Raw genomic sequence first — 15,262 nt, forward strand, 5'->3', positions numbered from 1 at the left:
TAAATAACCTTTCTTATTTCTTTTATTCTCTCGGCTCGTTTTCATCTGATTGTTCATTCAGTGGATGGACTTGCACTTGAACAAGCAAAATCTGCTGTTTACTTGCTTCAACCACCTTGAATGTCAAGTTTTCCCACTCAATAATACGATCTTTATGAGGGATCTCCCCCACCACATCGCAAAGAAACCCGCCTAACGTATCATAATCTTCCCCTTCAGGAATTGAAACTTCCAACAACTCATCAATTTCCCAAATACTAACCTTCGCAGAAAAAAGATAAAGATGTTCATCAATTTTTTTTACCATTGGGGGTTCTTCTTCGTCGTATTCATCTTGGATATCGCCAACAATTTCCTCAAGAATGTCCTCGATAGATACCACGCCTGACGTACCACCATACTCATCTACGACAATTGCAATATGATTCTTGGCAATTCTCATTTTAGTCAATAGCTCATCGACTTTTTTCGTTTCAGGCACATAATAAGCTTCCCGAAGGTATTTCTTTATTCCTGATTTTTTTTCTTCATTAGTGACTTTAAGTAAATCCTTTATATAAATAATTCCTTTGACATTATCAATAACCTCTTCATAAACCGGAATTCGAGAATGACCAGACGCAAAAGCAATATCAATAACATCCGCTATCGTAGCATTAATCTCCACACAAGCCATATCAATACGTGGAGTCATTATTTCTCTCACGATTATATTACTCAATTCAAAAATCCCCTGGATCATTTCTTTTTCTTCTTCTTCGATAATACCCTCTTCTTCAGAAACCTTGAGCATCATTTGCAGTTCTTCCGTGGTTAATAACGACCCCTTTTCAGGAAGCGGCCCGCCAAAAAGCCTGATAAGTAATCTAGAGATATTGCTTAATAGCGAAGAAATCGGCCCCATTAACTTCAGAACAACACTGACAACAGGAGCGAGCAGCAAAGAAACTTTTTCAGAATGAGTAATTGCAGCATTTTTCGGGATAATTTCACCAAAAATAATTATGATAATTGTCATCAACACGGTTACAACAGACGTAATCAAAGCGATATCGAAATAGCCGGACAAATACGTGATACCAATCGCAGTTGCTAATGCAGACGCAGATATATTAGCAATATTGCTCCCGATAAGCAGTGTTGTAATAACTCTTCCAGGCCTTTCTAACAAGCCATGGAGGATTCTGGCATTTTTATTTTTTTTCTCGCTTAAGTTTCTTATTTTATATTTATTTACCGCGGTTATTGCAGTTTCGGCACCAGAAAAAAAAGCAGATAATATGACCAACAATACCAATACTATAATCCATAAGTAGAATATATAGTGTCCAAAAAGTTCCAAAATATGGTTCACTCCTTAATAATTAAGTTATTAGCTAATTTCAAAAAGTATAATGATATGAATTATCATCATGATTATTATATCATTTTTACAACAGATATATACTTTCGATTTTAAACATCCAGTTATCTGTTCAAAAAGGGAATTTTTATTATACTGCTATGTCAACGTTGCTATCATCTCCAGAAACTTGTCCCCAAAAATGATAATGCCAATTATAACTGCGGCAATTGCAGATAAAAACACAGCACCTGCTGCTACGTCTTTTGCAAGCATTGCCCGCGGTCTTAGTTTCTTGGTTACAAGATCAATGCTTAATTCAATAGACGTATTGATTAACTCCGTCACCATAACGCCTGATATTGCTAACACTAGAAGCAACCATTCGATTTTTGTTATTTCGCAATTAAACCCTGCGAAAACAATAGCGGTAGCGACCGTTACATGTACCTTCATATGCCGCTGGGAACGGAACGCGTAATACAAACCTCTAATCGCATACCCAAAACTATCTAGAATTCTTACAGATCTCTTACGCATTATATAATCTCTCAAATTCTTTATAATAATACTGCTCCTGATCTTTCATTTTTATTGAATTTTCTTCATCATAATGAGTATACCCTAAAAGATGTAATAATCCGTGAATCAGCAAAAAACCAATTTCCTGAACATAGTCTTTGCCAATCATCTTATCGTGCTCGGCAATATACTCTAATGACAGGTAGACCTCTCCAAGAAATTCACGGTCATCAAAAGAAAACGACAAAACATCTGTTGGCTCATTTTTGTCTCTATACCTGGAATTTAGCTGTTTAATATATTCATTATCACAAAAAACTATATTTACTTCTGTTTCATTACAGTTATTTTTCTTCATAAGGAACCGAGTTATCGCTCTTAAGAGTTTCTCGAAATCTTTTTTTTTCATCCCATCAATGAGATCATCCTTAGCAATTAATTTGTAGTCCCTAGATTTTTCATAATTAATAATTACTTTTGTCATATTCCGCTGCTAATCATCCTTTTTTTTGCCTTCTAGCTCCTGAACAATTTTCTCCGGAGAATAATCTATACGGGAATGATATATACCAATCAAGGTCTTGATAATAGAGTTTTTAATTTTTTCTATCTCAGATAAGCTTAAGGCAGATACATTAAGTTGTCCGTCATCAATTTTTTCTTTAATTAGCTTCTTTACCATGCCTTCAATCTTCGGAGGACTTGGCTTATCCATGCTTCGAACAGCAGCTTCGATCGTATCTGCCAACATTATTATTGCAGCTTCTTTGCTCTGAGGTTTCGGTCCGCTATAACGAAATTGCTCTTCAGAAACAACTTCTACATTTTCTTTTTGAATATATTTCTGATAAAAATAATAAACGAGACTATCTCCATGATGGCGTTCAATAATATTTATAATATCTACCGGTAAATGATACTCTTTGGCAACCTCTGCACCATCTTTCGTGTGGGACAATATAATAATAGCGCTAAGTCTTGGAGACAATTTCTGGTGTGGATTTTCATCGTGAATTTGATTTTCAACAAAAAAATAAGGCCTTTTTAGTTTGCCGATATCATGATAATAACTTCCAACTCTTGCGAGTAAATAATTACCTCCGATAGCCTCCGTGGCTGACTCAGCAAGAGAAGCAACAACGGTTGAGTGATGATAGGTACCAGGGGCTTCCATCATGAGCCTGCGCAGCAATGGATGATTCGGGTTGCTAAGTTCAATATACAGCATAGAGGTTGAAATACCAAAAATGCTTTCAAAATAAGGAATAATACCGATGGTAATAATTGCCGATACTGTACTTACAAGAAACCCACCTAATAAAGTAAAGAAAATGTTTTGAGGATTATGATTTTCATAAAGGACTAATGTGGCTAATATCGAAATTACCCCGACATTAAAGCCAGCTTTCGTCAGATTCTTTCTTTCATAGACATTTGACACATTAAAAACTGCAAAGGCGGCAATAATGGAATTATAAATTGCAACTGAAACTGAAGCGAATACCACGCCGACCAAAAGAGAAGCGATGAAGCCAACAAACAATGCAACTTCCCTATTAACCAGAACTACTAACAGCATGATAAACAAGGCCATAAATGACACAAACTGCGGTTCGGGAATTGGATTAAAGGAAATCAAAAACTTCAAATTAAAACTTGGAATAAGGGATACCAATTTGGCAGAAAAGAGACAGCCTACTAAAAACAAATTAATCAATAAAACATATTTAACTTCAGCAGCAATAGTTTTTTTAAAAAAATAAAGAAATCTCTCAATCAAAAATAACAACATGAATACCAGCATAGATAAACTGAATATTTTATTGTAATTTGCTGAAACGCCTACATACCCTAAATATTTTAAAACATTATAATGATCCTGATTAACGATGTCCCCGGCATATAGAATAGGTTCACCTTTTCTATATGCAGTAACAATCGGAGAAATAGAATTCCTTGCAACCTTCTTTAACTCATTCGTCTTCTGTTCATCATAAAATATGTTTGGAATTAAAAAGTTCTTCACTAAATCAGTCAAGACTTCTTTGTATGCACGCAAGCTCTGATTTTTTTTCAATTCATTTGAAATAATTATCTGGATTTCCTCATCATTGATGTCAGAAACACCACGATTCGTGATCTTATCGATTATTCTATTAACGGTATCGGAGATAACCTCGAATTGCTGATCATTAGATTTAGATAACCGGCTAAAATAACTCTTTGTCAAACTAGCATTTAATACTGGTTTAATTAGTTTTTTTTCATCTATCCGATATTCACGGAGGGCTTTAAAAAAATTTGTGACATTGAGATTTACATCCTGATTAACTTCTTGATTAATAGAATAAACATCTTTTACCTGGCTCGCCTTTAATTCTCTCAACTGCTCTGTTTCTTTTTTATTAGCCCTGGTTTGTATCTCAAAATATTGAGGACTCACTACCTGGACATTACTTCTTTCGCCAACTTTGAGATTTAACCCTTTTGAAATATAAGGAGATATTAAGATCAGTGACAGGAAAAACCAAGAGATGAACCAAATTCCAAGAAGAATGATATTTTTTCCACTATAAAATTTCTTTAGCTTAGTAATTATACTTTTTATATCCGTGCCTTTTTTCTCAGCCATTTACTACCTCTAACTACCCCCTGTTATTTGTCTTATCCCAGTTAGCAGAGACACAACTTCTATTCATTAAAACAATTGTTATTATAAAACTTTTTCGATGCTGGCACCGAGATTATTCAATTTCTCTTGAAACAGTTCGTAGCCGCGATATACATGGCCATTACCATAGATAACCGTATTGCCCTTTGCCGCCAACCCAGCCAGCCACAAAGCTGCGCCAGCCCGCAGATCCGAGCATTGTACCGGGGCTCCGGAGAGGCTCTCAACGCCTTCGACAATAGCAGATCGCCCTTTAACCTTTATCTTTGCACCCATTCTGATTAGCTCAGGAATATACATGAATCTATTCTCAAAAATAGTTTCAGTTACGACACTGGTTCCCTTTGCTAGTGTAAGCAAAGAGGTAAACTGTGCTTGCATATCAGTTGGGAAACCAGGGTAAGGCAAGGTTTCCAAGTCAATTGCATTAAGCTGTTTATTTGATCTTACTAGTATACCGGATTCCCTAATCTCCATTTCCAAGCCCATCTCTCTTAGTTTATGGAGCATTGCATCGATATGGGCCGGATTAATCTTATCTACAAGAACTTCCCCACCAGCAATAGCAGCTGCAATAATAAGCGTACCAGCTTCTATCCGGTCTGGGATTATTGAATAATTAATTCCTCTTAGCGTTCTCTGTCCTTGAATAGAAATAGTACCACTATCCGCTCCTGTAATGTTAGCGCCGGCGGAATTAAGAAAATTAGCAAGATCAACGACTTCCGGCTCAGTAGCTGCATTTTCAATTGTTGTATCTCCATGTGCGAAACAAGCAGCCATCATAATATTTTCTGTAGCGCCTACACTTGGAAAATCTAAATGAATATTATTACCGTGCAGACTTTTCGCCTCAAGAACAACAAACCCATGCTCTTGACTTACTTTTGCTCCAAGCTTCTCAAAACCTTTCAAATGAATATCAATCGGCCTTGCGCCAATTGCACACCCACCAGGCATAGGTATCTTTGCTAATCCTGACTTTGCCAAAACCGGTCCCGCAACAAAAAAGGATGCACGCATTTTGGTAATGAGCTCATAAGGGGCAATATGCCTTATTTTGCTATAATTCCAGACCTTCACTACATTTTTGCAGTATTCTGCACGAACACCTAATGCTCGTAACAACCGAATAACCGTCGTGACATCTGTTAAATTGGGAACGTTCTCAATAACGGATTCACCTTCCAACATTAACGTTGCAGCTAGAATTGGTAACGCCGCATTCTTAGCACCACTAACGGATACGGTTCCGGTTAATCTCTTATTTCCTGTTATTGTTACTGTAGACATAGAATTAGTAATTCGTTTCTTTTTGAATTTTAATTATTCCAATTGCTATTATTATACATATAAATATAAGAGCTAACAAACTCTGAACACCACTGAGCATCGTCATGATTAATGAACAAAAGCCTAAAAGGATACTAGCAAAATACATTATTTTCACAACCTGCTTATGCGTAAATCCAATGTATAATAATCTATGATGGATATGTTGTCCATCTGCTTTAAATATTGGCTGACCTCTTTTTAACCGCCGGATAATTGACGAGATAGTATCATAAATTGGTATCCCGATTGCAAGAATTGGCACTGCTAACGCAATTGACGTCGTACTTTTCAAAACTCCTATAATAGAAACGGTGGCAAGAACATAACCAAGAAGCATACTGCCGGTATCACCCATGAAAATTGAAGCAGGGTTATAATTATACTTCAGAAAACCGAGGGTCGCACCAATTATCGCAATAGTAATAAACGCCGCAGTTATCTCTCCAGTCACTAACGCACCTAAAAACAGACTAAACCCTGCGATCACTGTCACTCCGGATGCTAACCCATCTAATCCGTCAATCAAATTCATTGCATTTATTATGCCTATTATCCATAGAACTGTAATCGGAACACTCAGAGCTCCCAAATGGATAAGTCCGCCACCAAAAGGATTCGAAATAAATTCAATTTGAATACCAAAACCTATCCCATGAAAACTGATTGCAGTAATAATTGCCACAAACAATTGTCCAGCCAGCTTAACCGATGCACGCAATTCTTTTATATCGTCAAAAAAACCTAATATGACGATAAAAAAGCTACCGATCATTATACTACTTAATGTTTTTTCTAGAGGAATATTATAAATAAAATGAACGACAAAAAAAGAGGCGATAAACCCGCAGAATATTCCAACTCCGCCTAGACGGGCAATAGGCATGGAATGAACTTTCCGTTCATTAGGAATATCAAAAAACCCAGCCTTAATCGATAACTTTTTAACAATAGGAGTTAGTATTAATGAAATAAAAAAAGCAGAAATAAATATATCAAAGTAGTGCATCAATATCTCAGCCGCTTAGAATACTAATTATTATTCACCAATAATTTTTCGCATTTTAGTAACGGCTTCTTTATATATTCTCGTCACTTGCGACTCGCTCAAATTAATCTCAGTACCTATTTCTTTAAACGTCTTATCATTTTTATAACGTTTATTTATTATAGTTCTCTCGACAAAAGACAGACTCTTCATCGCATCTGACAATTGAATACTATTCTCAATCTTCGTCTGCATATTTTCAGTATTATTAACAGTCAAATAAACATACGCAGCATCATTTATCCAGTTATAAAGACGCCCAGGATCAGCTTTCGTCAAATATCGCAAATGATCTTTCATCGCTCCCGTCATTCTCGTATAAGCGAAAGCCCATATATCACATTTTAGGCGCGGATCCCAAGATTTAATTGTTTCAACAAACTCTATTTTGGCAATATTAGCCAAATCATCGAATTCAGAGCTTACTACATGTTTAGGAAGATGGGCGGTATAATTGTATACTATCGAAATTATTTTTGAATTAAATTTTGACAATATCACATTCGAGTATTCTTTAACCATATACCCTTTTACGTTATCCAAAACTTCGTTTTCAATTTCTTCCCATTTCATATTGATCATTCGCCACTTCTATTAATCTTAACTGATGATATATATCTAAGCCCGGCTTGCTCTAATTCTTCATACATATCACATATATTTAAATGCTCATTATTCTCAATATCTAATTCTTGTTTCTTTGGAAATCCTAACCCCACTAAAACAGTCTCAACCAACCTCTCGACATTATTGGAAAACTCGTCGCTAATCTCTGGCAACACATCGAACTTAACAATATCAAGCTCTTCCCTAATAATCGGGTGCTTAACTGATCCCCAGCCTTGCAACTCTCGCCTTGAGTACTTCTTTTCCATGGAATTCCTTCATAGCCGGATTAATAATACCACTCTCATTATAAATGGATATGAACTATATATCCACAAATATTCTTTTTATAAAAAAATCAAACCTATATTCTATCCTTTAATTAATAGTCATCAGAAATAATACCGATTGATTGAACTTTCACCTGCGAAACTACCTCATTATATGACAAAACAGCCAATACCGGGAAATTCCGTTCTGTAAATCGTTTGAAGTGCGGCCTTAACCGTGGAGAACAGAGCACGACCGGCGGTCTTCCCATTCTTGTAAAATTCTTAAAGTGTTCCGATAACTGGCTTAATATTTTTTCACCAATATTGGGATCTAAGGCAAGGAAGGAACCATATTCTGATTGATGAACGGAACCGATCATCGTTTCTTCAAGTCGAGGATCAATGGTAAGGACTGTTAACATTTCATCTTTATCAGTGTATGAGGAACATATTTGACGAGCGAGCGACTGACGAACGTACTCAGCAAGCAAATTCGTATCTCGCGACACATGAGCATAATCTGCGAGCCGTTCCAAAATAGTAGATAAATCCCTGATCGAAACTCTTTCTTTTACTAAATTCTGCAAAACCTTATGAACCTGCCCCAAGGACAGCATATCAGGAACCAATTCACGAACAATAGCTGCATTTGTATTTTTCACCAATTCCAAGAGTGATTGAACATTCTGCCTGGTCATTATTTCATCGGCATGCCGCTTTATTACCTCAGAGAAATGGCTTGTTATATAATCTGTGGCAGTTTGCGCAGGTATTGCCAATTCCTGTAAAACTCGGCCATGGTCCTGAGAAACCCAAACGGCAGGTTCAAGGGTTACGGGATCTATGACTTCAATACCTGAAACATTTCTTTCTCTCAATTCTTTTAAACCATGCTTAATATAATAACAATCAGTAAAGGCTTCCCCTAACGATACCTTGGTACCACGAATTTCAACTTTGTAAGCATTAGGCGCAAGGCTGAGATCATCCATTACCCGAACACCAGGAATAACAAAGCCCAAGTCTTGTCCTATGTGATACCTGACAAGCGTAATCCGCTCAAGCAGAGGCCCGTTCTGAGCCGGGTCAATAAGAGGGATCAAGTTCCTACCGGTTTTCAAGCTAATAGGATCCAGACTCAAGGTCCCTAGCAAATTCTCCGGTTTCTTAAGGGCTTCTTTCGCAGTGGAATCCCCGGCGATTTGAGCTACTTCCATTTCGTCTTTTCTCGCTTTTAATAACGTTACACCAACCAATGCGGAGCCTCCCGCTAATGCGAGAAAAGGGAATGTCGGCAACCCGGGTACCAAACCGAACATAAACAAAATGCCCGCAGTAAAAAGAAACGCCTTTGGTTCCTTTAATATCTGTTTCTGAATATCTGTTCCTAAGCTGACTTCTGAGGCAGACTTGGTTATTACGAGACCCGTGGCAATAGAGATGAGCAAAGCTGGCACCTGAGTCACAAGTCCGTCACCAATCGTCAGTCGGCCAAAGGTCTCCAGTGCGTCCCTTATTTCCAGGTTCTGCTGAAATTTTCCAATCAATATACCCCCGATGATATTAACGAACACAATAATAATACCGGCAATCGAGTCTCCGCGAACAAATTTATTAGCCCCGTCCATCGAACCGAAAAAAGTTGCTTCCCTTTCAATCTTTTTTCTTCTCGCCCTAGCCTCATTAGCGTCGATCAACCCTGCATTAAGATCAGCATCAATACTCATTTGTTTTCCGGGCATGGCGTCCAAGGTAAATCGAGCAGCAACCTCAGCTACTCGTTCAGAACCTTTTGTAATAACCATAAATTGAACAATCGTTATAATAGAAAAAGCTACAACACCAACGATAAAATTACCTTTGGTTACAAATTCGGCAAAGGCATGTATGACTTCGCCATCAAACTCCTCTCCCAGAGAGAGGATCAATCGGGTTGTCGAGATATTCAAGGATAGCCGAAAAAGAGTTAATACGAGCAAAATAGAAGGAAACGCAGCAAAATCCAAGGGTTCATTAAGAAATATCGCGACCAAAAGAACCATGATCCCGAGTGCCATACTTAGCACTAACAGGATATCCAGCATCCACGTCTGTAAAGGAATTACCATGAGGCTTATTATTAAAACAAGCATCAAAGAAACTAAAAAGTCAGAAATTGGAATTTTTTCTCGAAATTTTTTTAGGAAATCCATATGTATTTTTACAACACTATTATAAATTTTGTGTTAAACAGCAGGCGCTCAGCGCACTGGGTACCTTACCTAAATCGCCTTCGTCCTTCAAACAACTAATCCAAGCTCATAACGTATCTTATCTGCACTAATTAGGCGTAATAATCTTCTTACAATTATAGCTTGAAGACATAAATAAAACAACACACATACCTACAAAGCGCGAGGCTGCCGTTTTTGTTTTTTGATCTCGTAAACAAAGGCCAGTACTTCTGCGACAGTCCGGTACAGATCAAAAGGCACCTCTCCACCAATCTCAGCAGAAGCAAAAAGAGCCCGAGCCAACTCAACTTTTTCAACAATAGGAATATTATTCTCTTCCGCAATTGCCTTAATCTTTTCAGCCAACTTCAATTGTCCTTTGGCTATAACCTGAGGTGCTTTCATTATCGAAGCATCATATTTAATTGCCACAGCGATATGTGTCGGGTTCGTCACAACAACATCTGCACTGGGGACTTTGCCCATTCCTCGAGACATAGCTGCCTCACGTGCCATCTGACGCATTCTCTGCTTGATTTGGGGATCTCCCTCAAGTTTTTTATACTCTTCTTTGATCTCCTGCTTCGACATGCGCATTCCCTTCATAAATTCATATCTCTGATAAAAATAATCCAGCATAGCAATCATCAAATAAAAAATACCAACCCTGGTTACAATTCTCATAACAATTTCGCCAGTCAACCTCATAAAGGCCATCAAGGGCAATGAACTTACGGTTAATATCTTATGTATATCCGCAAAAATAGCTTTATAGGTAATCCACAACACTATTCCGATTTTCGCTAACGATTTAATGAGCTCAATAATTCCTTTCATAGAAAACATTCGCTTAAACCCTTCAAGAGGGTTAATTTTAGATAGTTTTGGCATGAGCGGATCAGTAGAAAAGTTAAACTGTGTCTGAAGAATTTCTGCTAAAACTGCTACACCTAAAATTGTTAGAAAAAGCGGTGTTAAAACTTTGAAAAACGTAAAAACAGCCTGAGTAAGCAGAACACCAAAAATACTCGCAGTAAGGGGTTTGGATATAAAAGAGTAGTTAAAATAGAGGTACTTGTTAATCTCTTCCCACATCATGGGAGCATTGGCCTTCAATACGTAATAGGAGGAAAGCAGCAGGAATGCCGTAGTTACTTCCTTACTCTTAACTATCTGGCCCTTTTTTCTAGCCTCCCTTAATTTGTGCGGGGTAGGTTCCTCTGTTTTATCTCCGGCTTGCTCGCCCATCAGTTAATATTCCCTTTGTTTTTTGATATTTAATGAAATCGATGGAAATCTAATAATTTACAACGAAAATGGAATCGAGAATTTTAGATCATCCACTTTGCAGAAGTGCAAACAATTTCAGTATATGATCATTTATTGGAAGTAAATAGGCTGTAATTCTATCAATCATCAATGGCAAAAGGAGTATAAATATTAACCCGCCAAGAACTGGCTTCACCTGAAAGCCCAGCTGAAAAACATTAACTTGCGGTGCTACTCGCGAAATAATTCCAAAAGAAAAATCCAATAAAAATATAACCAGGACAATGGGTGCTGAGATTTGTACTCCTATGTAAAAAAGTAACTTGCAAAGCTCAATAATACTGATGTATGAATTTTCTAAATTGATCATGCTCGTTACCGGAAACATCCTGAAGCTTTCATAAATACCACCGAGTAATATATGATGTCCTCTGAGATTAATGAAAATCAATAAACACAGGAACTGCATCAGTCTTTCCATTATAGTGACCTGAGCGCCAACCATAGGGTCAAAAGTCTGCGCAACACTGAGTCCCATTTGCATATCCATTAGCGACCCGGCAAACTGTACTCCTGAGAAAATGAAATTTGCTATGGCACCTATCAGGGCCCCAAATAAAAAGCCATGTATAAGATAAATGATGAAGTAAGAGGAAAATTCAGGGATATTTTTGGGTATCGGGATAACAAACATGATAATTAATGTCAGCCAAAAGATCAATGCGGTTTTGACTCTTGTGGAAATAAGCTTAGAGTTGAAAACCGGTGCTGTTGTAAAAAAACCAGCCAACCTTACCATGACCAAAAAGAACAAATTAATATAAATTCCAGGAATTATCATAATTATCTGGCATACATGGGTATATTACTCCAAGTATGAACTACGAAATCTATCATAGATGAGAACATCCATGGAGCAAGCACGATTATCATTACCATGACCACTACCATTTTGGGAACAAAGGTTAACGTCTGCTCTTGAATCTGAGTAACCGCTTGAAAAAGCGCAACCATTAAACCAATAATTAATCCGGTAACGATAATTGGAAGCACTAATATTAGTTGAAGCATAATCCCTTCATACAAGATATTTATCGCTAAACTTTGGTTCATGAATATCTCCTTTCTTATTCTTCAGTCTTCAAAACCAGATTAACAGGGTAAAAGGAACCAGGTTGCGGCATAGTTATTAGCGATATATTTTTTCTCTGGAAGGGCTCAACCTCCACGGAGATTATTTTCGCGTTATCATTTGAGAACATCGGATTAACAACACCTGTCTCGATAATATTCTTTTCATAGAGGAATACACCTCGAGCAATACCTCCAGAAGGAACAAAGAAAAGGCTTATCTTTTTTAATTCTTTATAATTATTTATTAATTCTATATTCAATTTATAAGTCAGCCCATAGTTTCCAAGCAAATAAGAATTCGTAAGCTCGTCGCAAAGAAAGGGAGAGTCTCCGACCCTGATATTCAAAATATCATTTCCAATAACATATTTTTTATCAATAAGCTTATAACCGCCAGTAAAAATTCCTCCGACATGTCCCTTTTCTTCTTTTTCAAAACAAACATATTGGGCTACCGATTCTGTCTGTTTATCTACCATCATCGTATATAAAGAGATTCTCCCCGGGGATAGTTTTTCTATTCGAAATACACCAGCGACAATTTGTTTTATTTTTGCAGCATTTTTATAAACAACTCTGGTTGATAACGCAGGAATGTAAAGAAAAGCACCGGTTTTTCCCATAAAATTCTGGAAATACCTTTTCGTTGCCAAATGCCCGACAAAAACGCCATCTTCGCTTGGACCACCCATGCCAGGAGTAACGTATATCCACACAGGATGATTTTCATGATTTGTGACTGAGAAAATTACATCCTTGTTGGCATCAGAAAGATTCTTATGATAAAAAAGAAGGACCCCTGTCTTCTCTTCCTGCATTGTTCCTTTTAACAATAGGCCGGAGTGATTTACTTCTTCAGGATTATTACTAATAAATAACCTATCAACGCTTTCTCCTACGTTGATATCATCTAAGCGTGCAATTATTTCTATTAACAATTCCTTTTCAACACTATCATTCCGAATAATTGCAATAGGAATGCTAAGCCTGAGCTCCTTCTCATCCATGAAGTTTATGTCAGGAATATTTTGCTCTTTAAGCTGAAACAAAGTACCTGGCTCTAACACAATAGAGTTTTCAACTCCATTATAAATCGCCATTTTCACGACAGAGGAAGGAACGACTTTTGCAGTTAGCCTAATCTCAATGGGCTTTTTTATAATCGGATACAGTGAAGCTGCGTTTATACTAGAAAACAAAAAAAGCGTGCATATTAAAAAAAAAAAGGCACTACGATATACTTTAATTAACATATTCATCCAACCTCAATGAAAGCTTAACAATAACCCTTTGGTTATTAAGGCAAATCCATCTGCCAATACAAATAAAAGAATTTTAAAAGGTAACGAAATCATAACCGGAGAAAGCATAAACATCCCCAAAGATAATAAAACATTTGCAACTATCAAGTCTACGAGAACAAACGGGATAAAAATAACAAAAGCAATTGAAAACCCAATAGTAATCTCAGACATTATGAACGCTGGAATAACAACCCAGATAGGCACATCATCCGGTTTTGCAACTTTAATCTTAGATATCTGGATCAGCAATGCCAGATCTGACTCTTTTACCTGTCTGAGCATAAAGCTTTTTAGTGGGGTAATTGCATTATTAATAGCCTGTTCCTGGCTAATTTTTCCTTTATTATAAGGAACTAATGCCGTCTTCTCAATTTGCCCCCACACACCAGACATAATGAAAACAGTTAAAAATAGGGCAACGGCAATGAGCACGGAATTAGGAGGAGACTGCTGAGTACCCAATGCCATACGCAAGGAACCCAGTACAATAATAATACGTAAAAAAGAAGTTGTCGTAATGAGAAAAAACGGGATTAAGGAGATAGACGACAAGGCAATTAACAAAGAAATACTGTCACTAAATACCAACGGCTTTTTTATAGTATCTAAAGAAAAACTAATAGGTTCAGCAACTGCAGGATGTGCTACGGCAGCGTATACCGCTGACCCCGCCAAGAGGAACGTGAATATAAAAAAAAGTAATTTCATTATTTTTCTTCTGTTAATTGTCATATTTCCTCGTTATTTCTTTACAATTTTATCCAAGATTTCCTGGAAAGAAAAACTATTCTGCTTCAATTCAAAGTCGTCATCGGTGATGAGTTCGGAAATATCACTTATCAACTGAGTATTTTTATTGCCGACACTCAATAACCATATTTTATTTTTCAATTTAATCATGTACAAAGCTACGGTTGGCTCTATTTGCACTCTATCGAGTACCGTAATCAGGTCGCGCGATTTCCCTTCATATTTTTTCCTGGGAACTACCTTCTTAAGGATTACCATAAAAATGAATAATAAGACAAGAATAATGGTAACACTCTTGAGATAATCATAGTATGGAAATGAGACAGAACTCTTTTCCACAGCCTCAAGTATGTCTGCGCATTCTATTATAAGTATAACTAGAGGGAATATAAACTTCATAGAAAATTATTTTTTATTCTTAATTATTGTTTTTATTCTTATACCGTAGTTATTGTCGACAGCTACGACCTCGCCTTGTGCAACTAATTGTCCATTGACGAGCAAATCTAACGGCTCTCCCGCATGTCTATCCAGTTCGATAATAGCCCCCTCAGAAAGCTCGTAAACATCTTTTAAAGAGACCATCGAACTACCGAGCTCAGCAGTAACTTTAACAGGAATGTTATCAAATATATCCGAATTAAAATTTGCTTTGCTATCAGGAGAATGCAAGTCTGGAAACTCGATCATATTTACTTCAAAAGCATCTCCATCTTTATCTAATGTAATTTTATCATCATCAAGAATCATATCTTCATCATTTTTAACTTTTTTCTTGCCCTTTTCTTGCGCCATTAAC

Annotated in this window: 16 protein-coding genes; all 16 read right to left on the bottom strand. The window is 37.0% G+C overall.

Going from position 1 to position 15,262, the window contains the following annotated elements; all coding sequences use genetic code 11:
* Positions 1-22: 22 nt before the first annotated feature.
* The 16 genes from DKM50_03040 to fliN all read right to left on the bottom strand — a co-directional run bounded on the left by DKM50_03040 (position 23) and on the right by fliN (position 15,258).
* Positions 23-1,354, bottom strand: coding sequence for a hemolysin (locus tag DKM50_03040; protein ID PZM83093.1), 1,332 nt, complete (start codon positions 1,352-1,354; stop codon positions 23-25).
* Between the two features lie 147 nt (positions 1,355-1,501).
* Complete coding sequence (locus tag DKM50_03045; GenBank protein PZM83094.1) at positions 1,502-1,882, bottom strand: diacylglycerol kinase family protein; 381 nt, start codon at positions 1,880-1,882, stop codon at positions 1,502-1,504.
* On the bottom strand, positions 1,875-2,348 hold the full coding sequence (gene ybeY, locus DKM50_03050; GenBank protein ID PZM83095.1) for an rRNA maturation RNase YbeY: 474 nt from the start codon (positions 2,346-2,348) through the stop codon (positions 1,875-1,877). Before ybeY ends, DKM50_03045 begins: the two co-directional genes overlap by 8 nt.
* Positions 2,349-2,357: 9 nt before the next feature.
* The gene (locus DKM50_03055; protein ID PZM83096.1) at positions 2,358-4,496 is read right to left on the bottom strand and encodes a hypothetical protein; all 2,139 of its coding nucleotides are present in this window, start codon (positions 4,494-4,496) and stop codon (positions 2,358-2,360) included.
* A gap of 81 nt (positions 4,497-4,577) precedes the next feature.
* Entirely contained in the window at positions 4,578-5,828 is a 1,251-nt protein-coding gene (gene murA / locus DKM50_03060) for a UDP-N-acetylglucosamine 1-carboxyvinyltransferase (GenBank protein PZM83097.1), read from the bottom strand.
* A 4-nt stretch (positions 5,829-5,832) separates the two neighbouring features.
* Positions 5,833-6,876, bottom strand: a complete 1,044-nt coding sequence (locus DKM50_03065) for an undecaprenyl/decaprenyl-phosphate alpha-N-acetylglucosaminyl 1-phosphate transferase (GenBank protein PZM83098.1) — start codon at positions 6,874-6,876, stop codon at positions 5,833-5,835.
* A 30-nt stretch (positions 6,877-6,906) separates the two neighbouring features.
* A complete protein-coding gene (locus DKM50_03070; GenBank protein ID PZM83099.1) occupies positions 6,907-7,497 on the bottom strand; it encodes a hypothetical protein in 591 nt (196 codons plus the stop codon).
* Positions 7,494-7,790, bottom strand: coding sequence for a hypothetical protein (locus tag DKM50_03075; GenBank protein PZM83100.1), 297 nt, complete (start codon positions 7,788-7,790; stop codon positions 7,494-7,496). Before DKM50_03075 ends, DKM50_03070 begins: the two co-directional genes overlap by 4 nt.
* A gap of 113 nt (positions 7,791-7,903) precedes the next feature.
* On the bottom strand, positions 7,904-9,985 hold the full coding sequence (gene flhA / locus DKM50_03080; protein PZM83101.1) for a flagellar biosynthesis protein FlhA: 2,082 nt from the start codon (positions 9,983-9,985) through the stop codon (positions 7,904-7,906).
* A gap of 192 nt (positions 9,986-10,177) precedes the next feature.
* Positions 10,178-11,254 carry a flagellar biosynthesis protein FlhB gene (gene flhB / locus DKM50_03085; GenBank protein ID PZM83102.1) on the bottom strand — a complete coding sequence of 359 codons (1,077 nt, stop codon included), beginning with the start codon at positions 11,252-11,254 and terminating at the stop codon, positions 10,178-10,180.
* An 88-nt stretch (positions 11,255-11,342) separates the two neighbouring features.
* Entirely contained in the window at positions 11,343-12,116 is a 774-nt protein-coding gene (fliR, locus tag DKM50_03090; protein PZM83103.1) for a flagellar biosynthetic protein FliR, read from the bottom strand.
* Between the two features lie 2 nt (positions 12,117-12,118).
* Positions 12,119-12,388, bottom strand: coding sequence for a flagellar biosynthetic protein FliQ (fliQ, locus tag DKM50_03095; GenBank protein ID PZM83104.1), 270 nt, complete (start codon positions 12,386-12,388; stop codon positions 12,119-12,121).
* A 14-nt stretch (positions 12,389-12,402) separates the two neighbouring features.
* Positions 12,403-13,662, bottom strand: a complete 1,260-nt coding sequence (locus DKM50_03100; GenBank protein PZM83105.1) for a hypothetical protein — start codon at positions 13,660-13,662, stop codon at positions 12,403-12,405.
* Positions 13,663-13,674: 12 nt separating this feature from the next.
* Positions 13,675-14,421 carry a flagellar biosynthetic protein FliP gene (fliP, locus tag DKM50_03105; GenBank protein ID PZM83127.1) on the bottom strand — a complete coding sequence of 249 codons (747 nt, stop codon included), beginning with the start codon at positions 14,419-14,421 and terminating at the stop codon, positions 13,675-13,677.
* A gap of 33 nt (positions 14,422-14,454) precedes the next feature.
* Positions 14,455-14,862, bottom strand: a complete 408-nt coding sequence (locus DKM50_03110) for a hypothetical protein (GenBank protein ID PZM83106.1) — start codon at positions 14,860-14,862, stop codon at positions 14,455-14,457.
* 6 nt (positions 14,863-14,868) lie between these two features.
* Positions 14,869-15,258, bottom strand: a complete 390-nt coding sequence (fliN, locus tag DKM50_03115; GenBank protein ID PZM83107.1) for a flagellar motor switch protein FliN — start codon at positions 15,256-15,258, stop codon at positions 14,869-14,871.
* Positions 15,259-15,262 lie beyond the last annotated feature (4 nt).

The organism is Candidatus Margulisiibacteriota bacterium (assembly GCA_003242895.1).
Taxonomy (GTDB): domain Bacteria; phylum Margulisbacteria; class Riflemargulisbacteria; order GWF2-39-127; family GWF2-39-127; genus GWF2-39-127.